The organism is Massilia aurea (assembly GCF_014200505.1).
Taxonomy (GTDB): Bacteria; Pseudomonadota; Gammaproteobacteria; order Burkholderiales; family Burkholderiaceae_D; genus Telluria; species Telluria aurea_B.
This window is the reverse complement of sequence record NZ_JACHBX010000003.1, coordinates 181691-200342: the sequence shown is the minus strand read 5'-3', so window position 1 is coordinate 200342 and position 18652 is coordinate 181691. Positions and strand designations below refer to the sequence as shown.

Annotated in this window: 19 protein-coding genes; 9 read left to right on the top strand and 10 right to left on the bottom strand. The window is 63.6% G+C overall.

Annotated elements, in window-relative coordinates:
- Positions 1-41: 41 nt before the first annotated feature.
- Entirely contained in the window at positions 42-1016 is a 975-nt protein-coding gene (locus HD842_RS14795; RefSeq protein WP_183555494.1) for an IS1595 family transposase, read from the bottom strand.
- Between the two features lie 90 nt (positions 1017-1106).
- Complete coding sequence (locus tag HD842_RS14790) at positions 1107-2153, bottom strand: transporter (RefSeq protein WP_183555493.1); 1047 nt, start codon at positions 2151-2153, stop codon at positions 1107-1109.
- A gap of 231 nt (positions 2154-2384) precedes the next feature.
- Here HD842_RS14790 and HD842_RS14785 point away from each other — a divergent pair, with 231 nt between their 5' ends.
- Positions 2385-2624, top strand: coding sequence for a hypothetical protein (locus HD842_RS14785; protein ID WP_183555492.1), 240 nt, complete (start codon positions 2385-2387; stop codon positions 2622-2624).
- Positions 2625-2658: 34 nt separating this feature from the next.
- Here the strand turns inward: HD842_RS14785 and cadR are convergent, their stop codons facing one another.
- Complete coding sequence (gene cadR, locus HD842_RS14780) at positions 2659-3054, bottom strand: Cd(II)/Pb(II)-responsive transcriptional regulator (RefSeq protein WP_183555491.1); 396 nt, start codon at positions 3052-3054, stop codon at positions 2659-2661.
- Positions 3055-3132: 78 nt separating this feature from the next.
- Here cadR and HD842_RS14775 point away from each other — a divergent pair, with 78 nt between their 5' ends.
- Entirely contained in the window at positions 3133-3780 is a 648-nt protein-coding gene (locus HD842_RS14775; RefSeq protein WP_183555490.1) for a cation transporter, read from the top strand.
- Here the strand turns inward: HD842_RS14775 and HD842_RS14770 are convergent.
- From HD842_RS14770 to HD842_RS14760, 3 genes are all read right to left on the bottom strand, one after another.
- On the bottom strand, positions 3777-4340 hold the full coding sequence (locus HD842_RS14770) for a D-glycero-alpha-D-manno-heptose-1,7-bisphosphate 7-phosphatase (RefSeq protein ID WP_183555489.1): 564 nt from the start codon (positions 4338-4340) through the stop codon (positions 3777-3779). The two genes, HD842_RS14775 and HD842_RS14770, sit on opposite strands and share 4 nt — an antisense overlap.
- 28 nt (positions 4341-4368) lie before the next feature.
- Complete coding sequence (locus HD842_RS14765; protein WP_183555488.1) at positions 4369-4965, bottom strand: hypothetical protein; 597 nt, start codon at positions 4963-4965, stop codon at positions 4369-4371.
- 244 nt (positions 4966-5209) lie between these two features.
- On the bottom strand, positions 5210-6034 hold the full coding sequence (locus HD842_RS14760) for a hypothetical protein (protein ID WP_183555487.1): 825 nt from the start codon (positions 6032-6034) through the stop codon (positions 5210-5212).
- 336 nt (positions 6035-6370) lie between these two features.
- On the opposite strand from HD842_RS14760, the gene HD842_RS14755 reads away from it, so the two are divergent.
- The 6 genes from HD842_RS14755 (at position 6371) to glf (ending at position 11496) form a co-directional block, all read left to right on the top strand.
- Positions 6371-6685: a KGG domain-containing protein gene (locus HD842_RS14755; RefSeq protein WP_183555486.1), complete on the top strand. Its 315-nt coding sequence runs from the start codon at positions 6371-6373 to the stop codon at positions 6683-6685.
- 191 nt (positions 6686-6876) lie between these two features.
- Complete coding sequence (locus tag HD842_RS14750; protein ID WP_183555485.1) at positions 6877-7242, top strand: hypothetical protein; 366 nt, start codon at positions 6877-6879, stop codon at positions 7240-7242.
- Between the two features lie 90 nt (positions 7243-7332).
- Positions 7333-8454, top strand: a complete 1122-nt coding sequence (locus HD842_RS14745) for a M14 family metallopeptidase (RefSeq protein WP_183555484.1) — start codon at positions 7333-7335, stop codon at positions 8452-8454.
- A 4-nt stretch (positions 8455-8458) separates the two neighbouring features.
- A complete protein-coding gene (locus tag HD842_RS14740; protein ID WP_183555483.1) occupies positions 8459-8938 on the top strand; it encodes a CYTH domain-containing protein in 480 nt (159 codons plus the stop codon).
- Positions 8935-10092: a serine hydrolase domain-containing protein gene (locus HD842_RS14735; protein WP_183555482.1), complete on the top strand. Its 1158-nt coding sequence runs from the start codon at positions 8935-8937 to the stop codon at positions 10090-10092. Before HD842_RS14740 ends, HD842_RS14735 begins: the two co-directional genes overlap by 4 nt.
- Before the next feature lie 249 nt (positions 10093-10341).
- On the top strand, positions 10342-11496 hold the full coding sequence (glf, locus tag HD842_RS14730; RefSeq protein WP_183555481.1) for a UDP-galactopyranose mutase: 1155 nt from the start codon (positions 10342-10344) through the stop codon (positions 11494-11496).
- Between the two features lie 103 nt (positions 11497-11599).
- Here glf and HD842_RS14725 read toward each other — a convergent pair whose 3' ends face one another.
- A complete protein-coding gene (locus HD842_RS14725) occupies positions 11600-12853 on the bottom strand; it encodes a DUF2863 family protein (protein ID WP_183555480.1) in 1254 nt (417 codons plus the stop codon).
- Positions 12854-13230: 377 nt separating this feature from the next.
- Between HD842_RS14725 and HD842_RS14720 the strand changes: the two genes are divergently transcribed.
- Positions 13231-13914, top strand: coding sequence for a Fe2+-dependent dioxygenase (locus HD842_RS14720; protein ID WP_183555479.1), 684 nt, complete (start codon positions 13231-13233; stop codon positions 13912-13914).
- 278 nt (positions 13915-14192) lie between these two features.
- Here the strand turns inward: HD842_RS14720 and acnA are convergent, their stop codons facing one another.
- From acnA to HD842_RS14705, 3 genes are all read right to left on the bottom strand, one after another.
- Entirely contained in the window at positions 14193-16898 is a 2706-nt protein-coding gene (acnA, locus tag HD842_RS14715; protein WP_183555478.1) for an aconitate hydratase AcnA, read from the bottom strand.
- Positions 16899-17005: 107 nt separating this feature from the next.
- Positions 17006-17575, bottom strand: a complete 570-nt coding sequence (locus HD842_RS14710) for a hypothetical protein (RefSeq protein WP_183555477.1) — start codon at positions 17573-17575, stop codon at positions 17006-17008.
- A gap of 8 nt (positions 17576-17583) precedes the next feature.
- Positions 17584-18573 carry an HpcH/HpaI aldolase/citrate lyase family protein gene (locus HD842_RS14705; protein ID WP_183555476.1) on the bottom strand — a complete coding sequence of 330 codons (990 nt, stop codon included), beginning with the start codon at positions 18571-18573 and terminating at the stop codon, positions 17584-17586.
- Positions 18574-18652 lie beyond the last annotated feature (79 nt).

The following is an 18652-nucleotide window of genomic DNA, read 5'->3' as shown; positions in this document are numbered from 1 at the left end:
GCAATCCGCAACGCCAATGGCGTGCGGCAATCATGGCGCAGTCAACGTAATCTGGTGATGACGCCGATTGCGATGCTTAGCAATTGTTCTGCGGAACTAACTCGCCCGCCGTCCAATGCCCAGCGCCAACCCAGATAATTGGGCAGATAGCGTGACGCAACACCCCGAAAGCCCGATAGCCAGTCCTTGAAGCGCTGGTGATAGGCATTCACGTTTTGTACGTGGATGGCGCGGCTGCCCGAATGCCGGACCCTGACGCCGGCGCGCAGGTTGACGGCCTCGTGCGCAATCCGGTGCTTGCGTGCAAAGGCGCGATAGGCGCGATGGCCATCGCTGACCAGCAGCGCCTGCGGATCGAGCCTGGGCAGCAGATCGCGCTCGAGTTGGGTCGCGGTCAGTGCGCCGCGCCCGGTGACGGCATCGACCGTGCGACCGTTGCGGTCGCGCGCCACCAGGATGCAGTCGAGCTCGGTTGAAATGCCACGCTTGGTGGCGTGGCCGCCGCGCCGGCGTGGCGGGCGATTGAGCGTGCGCGATCCTTTTTGTGATTCGAGCAGGAATGTTTCGTCAGCCTCGACGATGCCATTCAGGGATGCAGGCCGGTCGAACTTGACCCAATCAAGGAAGCGGTGGCGCCACCGGAAGGCGGTATTGCGGTGCACGCCAACCCGATCTGCGCCCTTGCGCACCGACAGTGAATCGAGCAGCACCTGGGAATACGCCAGCCACTTGGCCTTGAGCCTGAGCCGTGCCAGCGGTGTGCCGCTCAGGTCGTTGAATGTGCGCCCGCAGGCGCAGCAGCGAAAGCGCTGCAGATCGTTGGCAAAGCCATGCCGGTGGCAGCGCCCGTTGCCACAGCTGGGACAGCAGCGGCCCGGCGCTCTGGCCTGGGCGATCAGCGCCACCACCTGATCAAGGCCGGCCGCAGGATGCAAGGCATCGAGCACTTGCCGGCGCTGCGGCTGATTCAGCGATGGCAGCCTGGCGAACCAGCTCTTGAACCGTGGCGCTTTCATGATCGACTCCTGGCGTTGGGGACAGGAGTTCGACCACCGGGCTGGTCATCAGTTCAAAGCTCCCCTCTATTTAACGTTGACTGCGCCCAGTCATGTGTTGCGTTGAAGGCGCAGCAGCAACCACGCCGCCACCGTGGTGAAGGTCGCAATCAGGCCGCACACGATCCAGAACCCATGACCGTTTTCGGCCAGCGGCACGCCGCCCACGTTCATGCCGAGCAGGCCCGCGATCAGGTTGATCGGCAGCGCCATTACCGTCACGATCGTGAGCAGGTACAGGCTGCGCGCATTGTCTTCGTTGACGCGCGCGGCGATTTCTTCCTGCAGCAGCTTGATGCGTTCCTGCAGCGCGGCCAGGTCGCTCAGCACCACGGTGAATTCTTCGGTGGCCTGGCGCAGGTCCTGGCGGTCTTCGCCGTCGACCCAGACCGGCGGGCGCTGCAGCAGGCGAAACAGCGCAGCCGGTTCCGGCGCCAGCAGGCGCTGCAGCCGCACCAGCACGCGCCGCAAGGCGCCCAGGTCTTCGCGCTGGCGCGTCAGGCGTCCGGCCAGCAGGCGGTCTTCGATGGTGTCGACGCGCGCCACCGCATCGCGCACGATGTTGACCAGCACGTCGGCCTGGTCGCGCAGCAGGTGCACCAGCAGCTCGCTCGACGAGCGCAGCGGCGCGCCCTGCAACACGTCCTGACGCAGGCGCTCGATCGACGCCAGCGGCTTGCGGCGCGCACTGATGACGGCGTGCGGCGTGACGTGGGCCCACAGCGTCGAGATCTCGGCGCTGTCGAGCGAAAAGCCGTGCAGCACATCGTTGACGACGGCGATCAGCGCGTTATCGGCGATCTCGATGCGGGTCGAGCGCGAACCCTGGTGCAGCGTGGCGTAGAACTCCTCGGCCAGGCCGGCGTGCTGGTGCAACCAACGCTCGCTGGCCGTGTTCGACAGGTTGAAGTGCAGCCAGATGAACTGGCCAGGCTGTGGCGCGGCCATCCAGCGCAGGGCGTCGGCTGCGCCGATGGGGGTAGCAGTGGGCACAGCGCCAGGCGCAGCGGTCGCGCCCGGGTCGATCAGGAATCCCCACACCAGGCCCGACTTGTCGGAGCCGTAATTGAAGCCAGATGCCGCGCCGGATACTGCCATCTGCTGTCCAGGTTAATTCAACGATGGGCAATTGTAGAGCCATCGGCGTGCGCCCGGTGGAACATCCGGCGCCATCCGGGCGCGATGTTGCGATGTCATCAAGCTGAAATACAGGGTCGCTAAGATCGGCGCTGTGTCTCTCTCTCGCGTGATCCCGAAGGATTTTGCGTTGTTCCGTCGGCGTTGGTGTCGACGGAGTTTTTTGTGCTGGTGCCCAACGAAAGAAATCAGATGCAAGCATTAAAGATTGACCGCCGCTATGTGGGCCTGCCGTATATGCAGTCGAACCCGTATGCCGACGCCACCCACATCGTACGCCAGGGCATGCAGATCCAGGCCAGCCTGGGCACCCTCAGTGCCGTCGAATTTCTCAAGCAGCATGGCGTGCACGGCGCCGTGATCCACCGCGTGCTGATGGGCGAGCACGTGCGCATGGACGACCAGCTCGTGATCGAGGATCCACGCATGTGATGGACGATGGACGGTGGCGACCGCCGGCGCCCTCTCAGGCGGGGTCGGTCAGCTCGCGCAGGATCGCGCACTGGCCGGCGGTCTGCACCGAGTCGCAGCGCGCGCGCACGGTCGACAGGGCAGTGCGCAGCTGCTGCAATTCGGTGATCTGGCGATCGATTTCGGACAGCTGATGATCCACCAGCGCGTTGACACCGCTGCATGAGCGCTCCGGCTGGTCCTGGTAACCCAGCAGCGTGGCGATTTCTGCCAACGACATGCCCAGCGCCCGGCAGCGCCGGATGAAATGCAGCCGCTCGGCGTGGCTCGTATCGTAGACCCGGTAGTTCGCCTGCGAACGCACCGGTGGCGGCAACAGACCCTTCAGTTCATAGAATCTTACCGTTTCAGACTGACACCCCGTCAGTTTCGCCAGTTCACCAATTCGCATTTCATCCACCTTGACGTTTGCATTGACCTTGTAGTTACTACAGGGATTCTAATGCATCCATCGTCTTTGGAGGTGCCTATGTCGTCATGCTGTTCAGGATCGTGCAGTTCCGCTGCCCCGCCGCCCGACGGGCGCTACCGCAAGGTGCTGTGGGCAGCCCTTGTCATCAACTTCATCATGTTCGGCGTCGAGATCGTCAGCAGCCTGGCGGCCGGTTCGGTGTCGCTGCTGGCGGACTCGGTCGACTTTCTGGGCGACGCTGCCAACTATGGCGTCTCGCTGTTCGTGCTGGGGCTGGCGGTCGTGTGGCGCTCGCGCGCGGCGTACGCCAAGGGCCTCGTGATGGGGGCCTTCGGCCTCCTGGTGCTGGGCCGGGCATTGTGGCTCGGCACGGGAGAACAGGTGCCGCATGCCCAGACCATGGGCGTGGTCAGCGTGCTGGCGTTCGCGGCCAATGGCGTGGTGGCGGCGTTGCTGTATGCGTTCCGCAACGGCGACGCGAACATGCGCTCGGTCTGGCTGTGCACGCGCAACGACATGATCGGCAACGTGGCCGTCATGCTCGCGGCGCTTGGCGTGTTCGGCACCGGGGCCGGCTGGCCCGACATCGCGGTGGCGTCGATCATGGCACTGCTGGGGCTGCATGCGGCGCGCGACATCATCCTGCAGGCGCGGGGCGAGTTGCGCCAGGGTGCACGCGCTGGCGCTGGCGTACCCGCCCGCTAGCACGGGTCGCCATGGCCGGCGATCAGCATGGCCGCGTGGTACAGGTCGGGCGCAATGCGCGTGGGTAGCCGGCGCGGGCCCAGGCGCCACTCAGTTTCGTTGCCGTTGTCGATCAGCAGCGTGCGGCAGCCCGCCCGGTTGCCGGCTTCGACATCATGCAGGATGTCGCCGATCATCCAGGATGCGCGCAGGTCGATGTCATGCTCGTGCGCGGCGCGCAGCAACATGCCCGGCGACGGCTTGCGACAGGTGCAGGCATGGGCATAGTTGCTGACGGTGCCTAGCGGATGGTGCGGGCAATAATAAAAACCGTCGAGCGTGAGCTGCTCGCGAAACAGCAGGTCGCGCAAGCGGTCTGACATGGGCGTCATCGCGTCTTCGCCAAAGCAGCCGTGCGCGATGCCGGACTGGTTGGCGACCACGAATAATCGGTAGTCCAGGCCGGACAGCAAGCGCAGTGCTGGCCCGGCGCCATTGACCAGCCGAATACGGCGCGGCTCAGCAGCAAAGGGCATGTCGTCGACCAGCGTGCCGTCGTTGTCGAGGAAGATGGCTTTCATGCGGGCGCCTTTCACGGTGCGGTGATGGTCATTGGAAGGCCGGCTTGTGTCGCGTCGGCAGGTCGGCAAGGTGCGTGCAAGCGGTGTCGGATGTCGCCAGCGTTAGGCCCGATGGGCGCTGCAGCCGGGCCAGGCAGGCCGCCAGCGCCTCGGCATCATGTGGCGGAAGAATGGCGCCGGTGCAGGGGCTGCATATCGCTCCGCAGCCGTTGCCGACGGCGCTGCCGGCATCTGCCGCACGCCACGGTGTGCTGACCAGAACATTGGCCGCCGCATGGCAGTCGCGCAGGACATTTATCGGCGCGGCGGTCAGGAAGCGCACGTGAGGTGTCATGGCCAGCACGCGCACCAGTTCATGCAGCCGCGCCAGTTCGGCCTCAGCTACTGCATCGACATCGCCATCGCCATCGGCCACAGCGCCCGCGGCGACGAGCAGCATCGCATCGACACCATGCCGCTGGCGCAGCCTGGCAACGCCCCGGATCACGGTATCGATGCCGGCGCATGGCGTAAGGCGCCGTACATCCAGCGAGAAGGCGAGCACAACAAAGCATGTGGGACCGATGGCCAACCGGCGCCGCGCGAGGTCACGGCCCGTGTGATTGTCAAAGGGATGCAGCGTCATGCGCGCGCCAAAGCATGGCACGGCGGCAGGCAGGAAGCGTCGTGCATCGCTGACATGGCAAGTCTCCGCTGGTGGTGCGCCACCGCGCAAGGGCGGCGATGGCGAGCGGTTCGACAGCCGTTCGAATGGGCCGGTTCCAGCCGGGCAGGGTGGCTTGGAGCTGCATCAAACGCAATGCAGAACGGGGCGCCAATGGCGCCCCGCTGGGTGTTACTGACCTGCTTTCAAACGCTTGGGAGCGCGATCACTGGCGCGAAAAGCCCGTGTCGTCATCCATCTTGCGATCGCCAGCAAGCTTGTTGGCGCCGCCCGGGCTGCGCGGATAGCCGCCTGCCGCATCGTTCGACTCATGCACCGGGTTCGGTTCAGCGTTCATGCTGCCGCCAGTCTGGTAACCCTCGTCCTCGGTGCGCGGGCCGCTGTTGCCGCCACTGCGCGGCAGGCCGCCGGCCAGATCGTTGGACTGGTGGAACTCATCAGCCGGCACCTCGCGGCGGGTCTCGCCCGTTTGCGAGCCCTGGCGGTCGGTGCTATCCTGGATCTTGCTCGAGCTGGCGTCCTGGGTATCGGCGCGGTTTTCGCCATTGGCATTGTCTACGCTCTGGCGGTTGCCATAGATATCGCCATGCTGCACGCCTGGCACGCCGGCTTCTGTACCGCGTGCATGATGATCTTCGGTGGCGGTGCCGGAGAGGATGCCGGTGTCCACGCCCGTGCCAATGGTGGTGCCGCCAGCATGCGCTGGCTGGACCGAAGCAGGCGCATTCACGTTATCGACAGTGCGCGTTTCACCCTGGCGATTGCCCACGGGTTCGTTCAACTGACCCCACTCGCCGGAATGCGCTTCCATCGCGCGCTGGTGGCTGTCGGTCGTGCCCTGCTGCGCGCCGGTGCTGGCAAGCTGGCCTTGCGATGCGCTCGGCAGGTCAGGTTGTGCCATGCCGGTGCCCGATGGCGCGCGCTGTTCGCTGGCACCATCGCGCGTGTTGCCCTTGGCGTCCGGATTCCATTTTTCGTTGGCGCCGTTATTGGTCTGGTTATTCACTTCGCTACGCTGGTTCGCATCCATGGTTGTCTCCTGTGCATTGGTGAACTGGCAGGTCGATGCCTGCCACATGGATCCATCATGCGCGCATTGAGAGCCACACAGAATAGGAAGACGTAGGGGGTGCGTGTAGGACTGCTGCTGACCGTGAAATTTATTACCGAAACTTTAATTTCGTAACTGCACTAATTCTCACGCGTTGTCCTACAAAGTCATCTGGACTACTCCTATAGCGGTCGGCAGATGGCATGCCTAATATGAGATTTGGGCTCATCGTCTCGCCACTATGGTGTCGGTAGGCCTCAGCCTGCCGCAGGACGCGGCGGTTTCCAACCGTGTAAGTATGGGAGCAACCTCATCATGGCCTCAAGCAATCAAGGGAACAAGCAATCGGGCGCGGCCGGCAATAGTCAGAGCGCCGGTGGCACGCGCAACCGTGGTTTCGCATCGATGGATCCGGCACGCCAGCGCGAAATCGCCAGCCAGGGCGGCAAAGCCGCCCATGCCAAAGGGACGGCGCACGAATTCACGTCCGAAGAAGCCCGCCGCGCAGGTAGCCTCAGCCATGGCAACCGCCAGTCGGCCAGCGCCAGCGACATGGTGCGCAGTTCGGCACGAAGCGACAACCGCCAGAGCGCCGGGAGCGGCAGCCGCAGCGGCGGCGCCAAGGAATAATCGGCAGGTTGCCGGCAGCACGCCGGCGCAGTCATCGACGGGGAGCCTCATGCTCCCCGTTTTGCTGTCCGGTGGCGCAAACTGCCCAAAAGGCCGGGGGGATGCGGTAGAATCGCAGCGCCTTTTTCAACCTTCCCCCAAGGATCAACGTCGTGAAACCAGCGGTCATTCGTCAAGTCAAGAGCCTGTCCATGTCCTGCGACCGGGTTGGTAACCTGTTGCTGACCAAGTTCTCCACCATCGGTGCGAGCGATGTCGCCGTCCACATTCCGGCCAACGTCGTGTTCTGGCTGCTCAAGCACCTGCCGGTCAACAAGGATCCGCAACTCAAGGCGCCGCCGGCCGGCCCCGTGATCGGTGAGGCCGACTGGCAAAACCCGAACACGCCGCGCGTCCAGTACGTCAATTGCAAAGAGCTGCCAGGCATGATCCGCATGACCTTTGCGCTCGAGACCAAGCCAGACCTGACCGTCGTGCTCGATCGCGGCAATGTCGAGCTGATGCGTCAGATCATGGCGATGTACACGAAGGACCTGATCGACCTCGACGCGCAGTAAACAACCATCTGTCCGGGGGTCTTGCCGGGCTGGTGCCCGGCGCTCCGTCACCCAGCGCCGCCTTCCACGGCGGGCCATGAAAGGATCACCATGTCCATCAAGATCAGCACGATGTTCGACGCCGGATCGATCGATGTCGCCAATGCCGAGCATCCGTCCCGGATCGACCTGAACCTGCGCGCCGACTCGCACGCCGACATCCACCAGTGGTTTCATTTTCGCCTGCAGGGCGCGCGCGACCAGGCGGTGACGATGCGCTTCCTGAATGCCGGCCAGGCCACGTACCCAAAGGGGTTCGAGGATTACCAGGCGGTGGCCAGCTATGACCTCGACAACTGGTTCCGCGTGCCGACCACGTTCGATGGCCAGGTGATGACGATCGAGCACACGCCGGAAACGGACAGCATCTACTACGCCTACTTCGAGCCATATAGCTGGGAACGCCACCTGCGCCTGCTGGGCGAAGTGGCCGAGAACCCGATCGCACGCGTGGTCGACCTCGGCAGCACGGTCGAAGGGCGCGACATGAACCTGGTCGTGATCGGCAATCCGCAGGCCGAGAAAAAGATCTGGGTCATCGCGCGCCAGCACCCGGGTGAATCGATGGCCGAGTGGTTCGTCGAAGGCATGATGGATGCGCTGCTCGACAGCGCCAACCCGGTAGCGCGCACGCTGCTGCAGCGCGCCGTGTTCTACATCGTGCCGAACATGAACCCGGACGGCTCGGTGCGCGGCAACCTGCGCACGAATGCCGCCGGCGCCAACCTGAACCGCGAATGGATGAACCCGTCGCTCGAGCGCAGCCCCGAGGTCCTGTGCGTCAAGCAGAAGATCGAAGAAGTCGGCATCGACATGTTCTTCGACATCCACGGCGACGAAGCACTGCCGTACAACTTCGTGGCCGGCTGCGAAATGCTGGAAGATTTCACAGCCGAGCGGGCAATGGAGCAAACCGCCTTCATCGACCGCTACATCGCTTGCAGCCCGGACTTCCAGAAAGAGTTCGGCTACGCCGCCAGCAAGTACAACGACGAACTGCTCACGCTCGCGTCGAAGTATGTCGGCCATCATTACAAATGCCTGTCCCTGACGCTGGAAATGCCGTTCAAGGACAACGCCAACCTGCCCGACGCGCACACCGGCTGGAACGGCGCGCGCAGCGCGGGCCTGGGCGCCGCCATGCTGCAGCCAATCCTGCAAGCGCTGGGCTGACGCGATGGGCATCGAGATCGAACGCAAGTTCCTGCTGGCAGGCGACGGCTGGCGCACGCTGGGCACGGCCACGCTGCTGCGCCAGGGCTATCTGTGCGCCGACCCGACGCGCACGGTACGCGTGCGTATCGAGGGCGAGCAGGGCGTCCTGACCATCAAGAGCAAGAGCGAAGGCGCCTCGCGCGGCGAGTGGGAGTATCCGATCCCACTAAGCGAGGCCGCCGAACTGCTCGAGCGGCTGTGCGAGCGGCCGTTGGTCGAAAAGACCCGGCGCCGCATCGAGCACGCCGGTTTTATCTGGGAAGTCGATGAATTCCTGGGCGAGAACGCGGGCCTGGTCGTGGCCGAGATCGAACTGCCGTCAGAAGACGCTGTGTTCGACAAGCCCGACTGGATCGGCCAGGAAGTCACTGGCGAAAAACGCTATTACAACTCCAGCCTGATCAAGGCGCCATATTCCACCTGGACCGATACCCCGACATGACCCATCGCGCGCGCCGCAGCGTTCTCGCACTCTCCATTGTCACCGCATTGGGGCTGACGCTCCCGGCCACGCTGGTGCTTGCAGCCGACGCCGCTTACTTCCCGCCTGCCAGGGAGTGGGCCCGCAAGGACCCGGCCGCACTCGGGATGGATCCGGTGGCGCTCGCCGCCGCCATCGCGTTCGCACAATCACGCGAGACCGAGCGGCCGCTCGACCTGTCCGACCAAGAGGCGATTTTCGGCACGCGCCTGGGCTCGATGCCGACCAAACGCGCTGCGACCAATGGCGTGGTGATCTACAAGGGCTATGTCGTGGCCGAGTTCGGCGATACGCGCTTTGTCGATCCGACCTATTCGGTGGCCAAGAGCATGCTGGCCACCGTGGCGGGCGTGGCCGTGCGGGAAGGGCGCCTGCAGGTCGACGAGCCGGTGGCGCAGCGCGTCACCGACGGGGGCTACACGACGCCCCACAACGCGGCCGTGACGTGGAAACAGCATCTGCAGCAAGAGTCCGAATGGGATGGCGAGCTGTGGGGCAAGCACAGCAACTTCATCGGCAAGGCCGCCTTCGGCAAGGGTGAGAAGAAGCCGCGCGCGATCAAGACCCCGGGCACGTTCTACGAATACAACGACACGCGCGTGAACCGCCTGGCGCTGTCGCTGCTGCGCGTGTTTGGCCAGTCGGTGCCGGACGTGTTCCAGCAGCAGGTCATGGACCCGATCGGTGCCTCGTCGGGCTGGAAATGGGTCCCGTACCACAACAGCTACGTCGAACTGAACGGCAAGCAGGTGGCCTCGGTCAGCGGCGGCACGCGCTGGGGTGGCGGCATGTGGATCGACAGCTGGGACATGGCGCGCTTCGGTTACCTGTGGCTGCGCCAGGGCAACTGGGCCGGCAAGCAGATCCTGCCTCCTGCCTACGTCACGGCGGCGCTCACGCCGAGTGCGAACGGCCCGGACTATGGCTACCTGTGGTGGCTTAATACCAAGGGCAAGAACTTGCCCGGCATGCCGGCCACGACGTTTGCCGCACTGGGTGCGGGCAGCAACGACATCGTCGTTTCGCCCGAGCACGACCTGGTCATCGTCTGGCGCTGGCACGCGGGCAATGCCGCCGAGTTCGCCACACGCGTGGTGGGGGCGATCCGCAAATAGACCGTCATTCGGCAGTACATCAGAAGCATCTTCAAGCTCATCCAGACTGCATCCGGAGGGCATCCAGCCGCGTGGCTGCATCCCCCGTTTTGTACAAACGCCGTTGTCCAATTGTGCGAGGCAAAAGGGGGTTTGGGTGATATTCTTTTGCCACTAAATACACTCGCGATGCGGCGACGCGTGCCACGACCTTGACAGGGTCCGGCGCAAGCCTCCCCCCGGCATTGCCAATATCACCAGGATACAAGAATGAAAAAAAACATCGCCATTGTTGGTGCAGGATTCTCCGGGGCAGTGATCGCCAACCAGCTGGCACAGGCCGGCTATACCGTCGACGTCTTCGAGTCGCGCCCGCACGTGGCCGGCAATTGCTATTCCGAGCGTGATGCCGAGACCGGCGTCATGGTCCACGTCTACGGCCCGCACATTTTCCACACCGACAATGAGCGCGCGTGGGAATTCGTCAACCGCTTCGCCGAATTCAAGCCATACGTCAATCGCGTCAAGGCCATCACCGACGGCAAAGTCTTCACCCTGCCGATCAACCTGTTGACCATCAACCAGTTCTTCAACAAGACGATGGGCCCGGCCGAAGCGCAGGAATTCCTCGCGAACCTGGGCGACAAGACGATCGAAAACCCGACCACCTTCGAAGAGCAGGCACTGCGCTTCGTGGGCCGCGACCTGTACGAAGCGTTCTTCAAGACGTACACGATCAAGCAGTGGGGCCTGGAGCCGAGCGAACTGCCGGCGAGCATCCTCAAGCGCCTGCCAGTGCGTTTCAACTACGACGACAACTACTTCAACCACAAATACCAGGGCATGCCAGCCGAGGGCTACACGCAGCTGGTGCAGAACATCATCGACACGCCGGGCGTGACGGTGCACCTGAACACCACGTTCGATCCGGCCACCAAGGGCGAGTACGAGCACGTGTTCTATAGCGGCCCGATCGACGCCTGGTTCAAGCACACCGAAGGCCGCCTGCCTTACCGCACGCTGGACTTCGAAGTCTTCCGCGCCGACGGCGACTTCCAGGGCAACGCCGTCATCAATTACTGCGACAACGAAAAGAAATACACCCGCATCACCGAGCACAAGCACTTCTCGCCGTGGGAAAAGCACGAAAAGACGATCTGCTACGCCGAGTACAGCCGCCAGTGCGAAGAAAAGGATATCCCGTACTATCCAATCCGCCAGAACCGCGAAAAGGCCATGCTCGAGCTGTACGTGAACAAGGCGCAGAACGAGCCGAACGTCACGTTCGTCGGCCGCCTCGGCACCTACCGCTACCTGGACATGGACGTCACGATCGCCGAAGCACTGGCCACGTCCGACAAGTTCCTGGAAAGCGCCCGCACCAACGCGCGCATGCCAGCATTTACCATCGATCCGATGGCGTAATGCGCTAGTGCAGTCGTAAGAAAAGGCCGGCCACGATCAACGTGGCCGGCCTTTTTTGCATTGATGCACAGCGCCGGTAAAACATCCCACCGGCTTTGGAATATCAGTGGAAGTGCTCGCTGCCAGTCGGCGTGTCGTCCGGCATCTCGGCATGCACCAGTTCGCCGGTTGGGTCGGCGAACAGCGGGGAGCCGCAGTCGTCGCAGTACTCGGCGGCGTAGCGTTCGTTAATGCGCTTGATGTGGGCGATGCCGGCTTCGTTCAGGTGCGCGACGATTTCGTTCAGCGGGCTGAGCGCATCGTGCGTGATGGCCAGCGGGCCTTCCACCGGCGTGCCGGACTCGTCTTCCTGCCCGTACAGCGGCCAGACGATGCCATACACGACATCGGCGCTCTGGCGCATCGTGAATGCCACGCGGTATTCGTCGATCTGAATGTCCGGTGCTTCTTCACCAAAGCCGGCGACGACGGCGCGCAGATCGGACGGTTCCACGCCCAGCGTGTTCGTCAGGTAGTGCACGGCGGCGCGGATCGAGATTGGGCGGATCAGCTTATCGGCTTCGCGGCATGCCACGTAATAGGCTTCCGGCAGCAGCAGCTCGATGCCGCAGCCAGGCATCAGGCGCGCGACGTTGGCAGTGGCTTGCGTGCGCCACTGCTCCAGGCTGCGTTCGCGCTCTTGCACGACGTGCAGCTGGTGCTGCGGCTCTTGCCAGCGGAACAGCGGGTCGCCTGCCGGCGCGACGATCGTGATCAGCATGTAGCGTGTGTCGGCCAGGAATGGCGCGGTTTCCTCTAACTGCGGCGCCGGCTTGATCGTGCCGCCCTTGTGCGCTGCAGCGGCCAGCTTGTGCGTCAGCGCGTAGGTTTCGGCGTGGGTGCGCGGCAGCTGGTCGATTGAATACAGGGTCGGGGCGATGGCCATCTTCGTGCCGCCTGCAAGCAGGTGGGCCGAGAAATGCGCGCCGAGCGTGGCCAGCAGGTCGGCCGGAATCGTGCCGGTGGCGATCGAGAACCGGGTCCAGGCCAGGATCGGCGCAGCGATCAGCAGTGCCTGCCAGGTGACGTCGACGCCATCTTTCTGCTCGACCATCATGGCCGATTCGCTGACCGCTTCGACGGTGTCCATCAGTACGTCGTACGAGGCCAGATCGTCCCTGAACAGGGCGTTCAGGGCGCTGTCGATGCTGTCCTGGTGATTGGTCTTGAGCAGTTTTTGCAGTTGCGTGTCGAGCTGGCGTTCCCACGCCCGTTCTTCGGCACGGCTGGCAGCTTGCATGAGGGCTTGCGAGAGGCTGACGAGGCGCTGGCTTTCTGCGGAAAGTTTGGGTGTTGAATCTTTGGAAGGACGACGCATGGGGCGAGTGAGTCTCTTGTCAGTTAGTGAATCGAATGTCAGTGGAGCGGGCCGGAGCCGGATAATGATGATAATCCCTTATCTCCGGTATTGTAGTTGATTCGGCCATATGCCATGAACAATGGGGGCCTGGCGCGCCCGGTATGCACCGATTGCACCAAGACGCTTGCCAAGTCCGCCCACACCGACCATAATGAGAACAATTCTCATTCAAACATCAGTGAGAAGACGGAAGGAATGTTGGACCCTGCCGGCGACCGGGAAAGCGCTGGCAGATGCTCTTCACGGAGTACCACCCCCGCCGGGAGACCGGATTCGCCCCTCCTGGCTCTGCCAGGGGGGATTTTTTTGTTCGTTGCACCAACCACGATCTCATCATGATGCTGCATATCCCCGGCGTGCTGACGCCAGAACAGGTCTCGGCAATCCGCGCCCGGCTCGACCAGGCGCCGGAGTGGATCGACGGGCGCGAGAGCGTCGGCGCGCAGGGCGCCCAGGTCAAACGCAACCGCCAGTTGGGCGAGGGCACGCCGCTGGCGCTCGAGCTCGGGCAGATGGTCAGCGGCGCGCTGATGGCCAACCCGTTGTTCTTCGCGGCTGTGTTGCCGCTGCGGGTGCTGGCGCCGTACTTCAATGCGTATGCGGGCGGCGAGCATTACGGGCTACATGTGGACGGCGCGATCCGGGCCCAGCGTGGTGGCTTGCCGGCGGTGCGGGCCGATGTGTCGACGACCGTGTTCCTGAGCGAGCCCGACGAATACGACGGCGGCGAGCTGGAAGTGGTGGACCTGTATGGCACGCACGAGGTCAAGCTGGCGGCCGGGGACGCGATCGTGTATCCGTCCGGCAGCGTGCATCAGGTACGGCCCGTAACGCGTGGGGAGCGGGTGGCATCGTTCCTGTGGACGCAGAGCATGGTCAGGGATGACGGCAAGCGGGCGATGCTGTTTGACCTGGACACGCATATCCAGGCGCTGCGGGGTGAACATGGCGATTCAGCCACCACCGTTGGGCTGACGGCGCATTATCACAATTTGCTCAGGATGTGGGCCGAGGTGTGACGAAGGCCGTTCATGCACCGCGCGATCTCGATGCGTTTCCTTGAACGCGTGGACGGCGGAGCCGTCCACCCTACGTCGACGGCCCGGTAGGGTGGACGGCTCCCGCCGTCCACGCGGTGATCGTTGGCGGAACCATTTTCGCACCGGGTGACTGCGTTTCATATCCGTGAATGCGTGGACGCAACCTCGGATGACGATGCAAAAAGGGCTGGAACCCGCGAGGATTCCAGCCCTTTGTCGTTGGACGCAGCCCGCTTGCGCGGGCCCGGCCAAACCGCTTACGCCAGCAGCTGACGCAGCACGAACGGCAGAATACCGCCATGCTTGTAGTAGTCGACTTCGATCGGCGTATCGATACGCAGCAGAACGCGCACTTCCTGCGACTCGCCGTTTTCACGGTGGATCACGAGCGTGGCCAGCTGTTGCGGCTTGATCTCGCCTTCCAGGCCCTTCAGGTCGTACGTCTCTTTGCCGGTGATGCCCAGGCTGTCGACGCTGTCGTTGCCGATGAATTGCAGTGGCAGCACGCCCATGCCGACCAGGTTCGAGCGGTGGATGCGCTCGAACGAGCGCACGATCACGGCCTTCACGCCCAGCAGCTGGGTGCCCTTGGCGGCCCAGTCACGCGACGAGCCGGTGCCGTACTCTTCGCCGCCGAAGATCATGGTCGGGGTGCCGTCGGCCACGTACTTCATGGCGGCGTCATAGATCGACATCTGTTCGCCGGTTGGCTGGAACTGCGTGATGCCGCCTTCGATTGCCGAACCGTCCGGGCCGACCGGGATCATGCGGTTCTTGATCCGCACGTTCGCGAAGGTGCCGCGCATCATGATTTCGTGGTTACCGCGACGCGAGCCGTACGAGTTGAAGTCGGCTTTCAGGACATTGTGTTCCTTGAGCCACTTGCCCGCTGGGCCGTCTTCCTTGATCGAACCGGCCGGGGAGATGTGGTCGGTGGTGATCGAGTCGCCGAACACGCCCAGTGCACGTGCACCGGTGATGCCGGTAGCGACCGCTTTCGGGGTCATCTCGAAGTCAGCGAAGAACGGTGGCTCGGCGATGTAGGTCGACTCAGGCCAGTTGTAGACTTGACCTTCGGTCGTCGTGACGCGTTCCCACAGCTCGCCCGGGTTGCCCTTGACGTCAGCGTAGTTCGACTTGAACACTTCCGAATTCATCGCAAAGCGCATCAGCTCGCCGATCTCTTGCGAGGTCGGCCAGATGTCGCCCAGGTACACGTCCACGCCGTTGCTGTCCTGGCCAACTGGCTCGGTCATCAGGTCGCGCGTCATGTTGCCGGCGATCGCGTAAGCAACGACCAGCGGTGGCGAGGCCAGGAAGTTCGAACGGATGTTCGGGTGGATCCGCGCTTCGAAGTTACGGTTGCCCGACAGGATGGCCGAGGCGACGATGTCGTTCTGGGTGATCGCGGCGTTCAGTTCCGGGGTCAGGTCACCGGCATTGCCGATGCAGGTCGTGCAGCCGTAGGCGGTCACGCCGAAGCCCAGCTTTTCCAGGTACGGCAGCAGGCCGGCAGCGGTCAGGTAATTGGTGACCACGCGCGAGCCAGGGGCCAGCGACGACTTGATGTGCGGCGCCACGGTCAGGCCGCGCTCGACGGCTTTCTTGGCCAGCAGACCCGCGGCCAGCAGCACGCTCGGGTTCGACGTGTTGGTGCACGACGTGATGGCGGCGATCAGGATGTCGCCGTTCTTCACGTTCACGCCGTTGGTCGTCGTGTACTGCTTGTTCAGGTCGTCCGGGTTCTTGTTGAAGCCGTTCTGGGTCGTTGGCTTGCTGAACAGTTCGGTGAAGTTGTTCTTCACGTTGCCCAGTTCGATACGGTCTTGCGGACGCTTCGGGCCTGCCAGCGATGGCGTGACGGTCGACAGGTCCAGCTCGACGACGCGCGTGAAGTCGATTTCGCCTTCTTGCGGGATGCCGAACATGCCCTGGGCGCGGTAGTAGCCTTCGAACGCAGCCAGTTCTTCTTCGGTACGGCCGGTGCCGCGGAAGTAGTCGACGGTGGCTTCGTCCACCGGGAAGAAGCCCATCGTTGCGCCGTATTCAGGCGCCATATTGCCGATGGTTGCGCGGTCGGTGGTCGACAGCGAGCGGGTACCGGCGCCGAAGAACTCGACGAACTTGCCGACGACTTTCTCTTTGCGCAGCAGTTCGGTGACGGTCAGCACCAGGTCGGTCGCGGTGCAGCCTTCACGCAGCTTGCCTTTCAGGTTGACGCCGATGACGTCCGGGGTCAGGAAGTACACTGGCTGGCCCAGCATGCCGGCTTCGGCTTCGATGCCGCCCACGCCCCAGCCGACGACGCCAACGCCGTTGATCATGGTGGTGTGCGAGTCGGTGCCGACCAGCGTGTCAGGGTAGTACACGTCGCCTTGCTTCATGACGCCGCGCGCCAGGTATTCCAGGTTGACCTGGTGGACAATGCCGAAGCCCGGTGGCACGACGCCGAAGGTGTCGAAGGCTTGCATGCCCCATTTCATGAACTGGTAGCGCTCGTTGTTGCGCGAGAATTCCAGCTTCATGTTCAGGTCGAGTGCGTTTGGCTCGCGGAAGTGGTCGATCGTGACCGAGTGGTCGACGACCAGGTCGACCGGCACCAGTGGCTCGATCTTCTTCGGATCGGCGCCCATCTTGGCGGCGACGTTACGCATCGCGGCCAGGTCGGCCAGCAGTGGCACGCCGGTGAAGTCTTGCAGCACGACGCGGGCCACGACGAACGGGATCTCGTCGGTGCGCTCGGCGGTGGCTTTCCAGCCAGCGACCTGCTTGACGTGCTCTTCGGTGACCTTCTTGCCGTCGCAGTTACGCAGCACGGATTCCAGGACGATACGAATCGACACCGGCAGGCGCGACAGGTTCACGCCGAGGGATTCCGCCAGCGCTGGCAGCGAGTGAAACTGGCCGCTCTGGCCTGCGCCGATCGGGAATTCCTTCAGTGTATTCAGGGTGTTGCGAGACATAATCTCTCCTTCAGTGGAATATTGTTATCAACAACGGTGTTATTTCAACGGCATTAAATAACATCAGGCGACAGGACGGTCTGGATCCGGGAAACCCAGGCCGCGGCTCAAGTCTTGCTCGCCTCCGGTGCCGCGGTCGCCACGATCGCGGACTGGGTGGCGTTCTTGCATTCATTGGCCAGCTGGCGGTTGAGCTTCGAGTCGAGCAGGATGCCCTTGGACGGAATGCCGATCCAGATCAGGCCATAGTGCGGATTTTCGAAGCGCAAAGCGCCGGTGGTGGTGCCGATGCGGGCCAGGCGGTGCAGCCGGGTCTTCCAGCGCAGCGCGATGTGGGCCGCATCGTTGTCGTTCGTGTAGATCGTGATCTTGTTGCCCAGTTCGCAATCGTACTCGGTGGTCTTGGTGTCGGTGATGTCCGGCTCGTTGACCTCGAGCGGGTCGGCGGCGACCGCGGCGGCCGTGACGGCAGCAGCCGTGCCAGCAGTAGCGGCTTTCGCTTTCTTGCTCGATTTTTTTGATGCAGCCTTCGCCGGCTTTTTCGCGGCTTCGGCAGCGAGCACGGCGGAGGCTTTCGGGTGCGCTACCGGTGTGGCGGCGTTGGCCGGCGCACAGGCGACGGCGGTGGCAAGGGCAAGTGCGCAGGCAGCAACGATTGGAGAGAGGAGGGTGGCCATGGTCGGGATTATCGGGAGTCGGAGAGGTTGACGATGGCTGCAGCTGCCTCGGGCAGTGCGAGGCCGGCCAGCTTGGCCCGCTGCAACACCGACCAATAGTATCGGTAGCTCGCACGGTCATGCAAGCGGCCGTGTTGCGCAATCGGTCCCCAGCCCGCCGCCATGGCTTCGGTCAGGATATTCGTTGCTTCATTGACTTCGGACAAACGCGGCGTGAACGCCTTCAGGATCGGCTTGATCTGGTCCGGGTGGATGCTCCACATGCGGGTAAAGCCGAACTCGGCACCGGCGCGCTGGGCATCGTTCGCCACCGTCGCGCTGTCCTTGATGTCGGTGGTTACATTGTGCGACGCCACCTTGCCATGGGCATGGCAGGCCGCCACCATCTCGAGCTTCGCGCGCACCACCAGCGGATGCGTGAACTGGCCCGGCGTGCGCATCGCGCTGGCCGGAATCGCGCCGTAGTGGGCCGAGACAAAATCCATGATGCCGAACGACAGGCACTCGACCTGCGGGAGCGCCGCGATCGCGTAGGCGTCGCGCAGCGCGCCGTGCGTTTCGATCAGCACGTGGACGGGCAGGGCGGCGCGGCCAGCAGCGAGCGCATACTTGTTGATCAGCTCGATTGCGCCGCGCACCTCGTCAACACCGTCGACTTTCGGCAGCACGACATACGCCAGGCGCGCCGCAGCGCCGCCGACGATGAGGGCGACGTCGTTGGCAAAGTGGATGCTGGCAGGCTCGTGCAGGCGCGCGCCGACGCGGTTGAAACGGTTCTCTTCGCTGCCCACCAGGCTCGCCACCAGAACGGCGTGCTCGTGCTCGACGCCGGCCTGGGCGCCGTCTTCGCAGTCGAAGGTGATGTCAAACAAGGGGCCAAGCTCTTGTTGCAGGGTCAGCGATTTGCGCATCAGTTTCTCTGAGCCGGCGTAGTGATCGCAGGCAGGGAGAAGCAGCGGCTGGCGTTTGCCCTGGAATAAAACCTCGGAAGGATGCATAGCTTTCAACGCTTGGTTGCATAAAACACCGCCGTGCCGGTTGAGCGGCACGGCGTGGTTGGCGCATGGCAATCGCCAT

What these genes read in the sequence shown, in the direction of transcription:
- HD842_RS14795 (WP_183555494.1), bottom strand. Translation starts at nt 1,016, where the DNA reads ATGAAAGCGCCACGGTTCAAGAGCTGGTTCGCCAGGCTGCCATCGCTG.
- HD842_RS14790 (WP_183555493.1), bottom strand. Translation starts at nt 2,153, where the DNA reads ATGGCAGTATCCGGCGCGGCATCTGGCTTCAATTACGGCTCCGACAAG.
- HD842_RS14785 (WP_183555492.1), top strand. Translation starts at nt 2,385, where the DNA reads ATGCAAGCATTAAAGATTGACCGCCGCTATGTGGGCCTGCCGTATATG.
- cadR (WP_183555491.1), bottom strand. Translation starts at nt 3,054, where the DNA reads ATGCGAATTGGTGAACTGGCGAAACTGACGGGGTGTCAGTCTGAAACG.
- HD842_RS14775 (WP_183555490.1), top strand. Translation starts at nt 3,133, where the DNA reads ATGTCGTCATGCTGTTCAGGATCGTGCAGTTCCGCTGCCCCGCCGCCC.
- HD842_RS14770 (WP_183555489.1), bottom strand. Translation starts at nt 4,340, where the DNA reads ATGAAAGCCATCTTCCTCGACAACGACGGCACGCTGGTCGACGACATG.
- HD842_RS14765 (WP_183555488.1), bottom strand. Translation starts at nt 4,965, where the DNA reads ATGACGCTGCATCCCTTTGACAATCACACGGGCCGTGACCTCGCGCGG.
- HD842_RS14760 (WP_183555487.1), bottom strand. Translation starts at nt 6,034, where the DNA reads ATGGATGCGAACCAGCGTAGCGAAGTGAATAACCAGACCAATAACGGC.
- HD842_RS14755 (WP_183555486.1), top strand. Translation starts at nt 6,371, where the DNA reads ATGGCCTCAAGCAATCAAGGGAACAAGCAATCGGGCGCGGCCGGCAAT.
- HD842_RS14750 (WP_183555485.1), top strand. Translation starts at nt 6,877, where the DNA reads ATGTCCTGCGACCGGGTTGGTAACCTGTTGCTGACCAAGTTCTCCACC.
- HD842_RS14745 (WP_183555484.1), top strand. Translation starts at nt 7,333, where the DNA reads ATGTCCATCAAGATCAGCACGATGTTCGACGCCGGATCGATCGATGTC.
- HD842_RS14740 (WP_183555483.1), top strand. Translation starts at nt 8,459, where the DNA reads ATGGGCATCGAGATCGAACGCAAGTTCCTGCTGGCAGGCGACGGCTGG.
- HD842_RS14735 (WP_183555482.1), top strand. Translation starts at nt 8,935, where the DNA reads ATGACCCATCGCGCGCGCCGCAGCGTTCTCGCACTCTCCATTGTCACC.
- glf (WP_183555481.1), top strand. Translation starts at nt 10,342, where the DNA reads ATGAAAAAAAACATCGCCATTGTTGGTGCAGGATTCTCCGGGGCAGTG.
- HD842_RS14725 (WP_183555480.1), bottom strand. Translation starts at nt 12,853, where the DNA reads ATGCGTCGTCCTTCCAAAGATTCAACACCCAAACTTTCCGCAGAAAGC.
- HD842_RS14720 (WP_183555479.1), top strand. Translation starts at nt 13,231, where the DNA reads ATGATGCTGCATATCCCCGGCGTGCTGACGCCAGAACAGGTCTCGGCA.
- acnA (WP_183555478.1), bottom strand. Translation starts at nt 16,898, where the DNA reads ATGTCTCGCAACACCCTGAATACACTGAAGGAATTCCCGATCGGCGCA.
- HD842_RS14710 (WP_183555477.1), bottom strand. Translation starts at nt 17,575, where the DNA reads ATGGCCACCCTCCTCTCTCCAATCGTTGCTGCCTGCGCACTTGCCCTT.
- HD842_RS14705 (WP_183555476.1), bottom strand. Translation starts at nt 18,573, where the DNA reads ATGCATCCTTCCGAGGTTTTATTCCAGGGCAAACGCCAGCCGCTGCTT.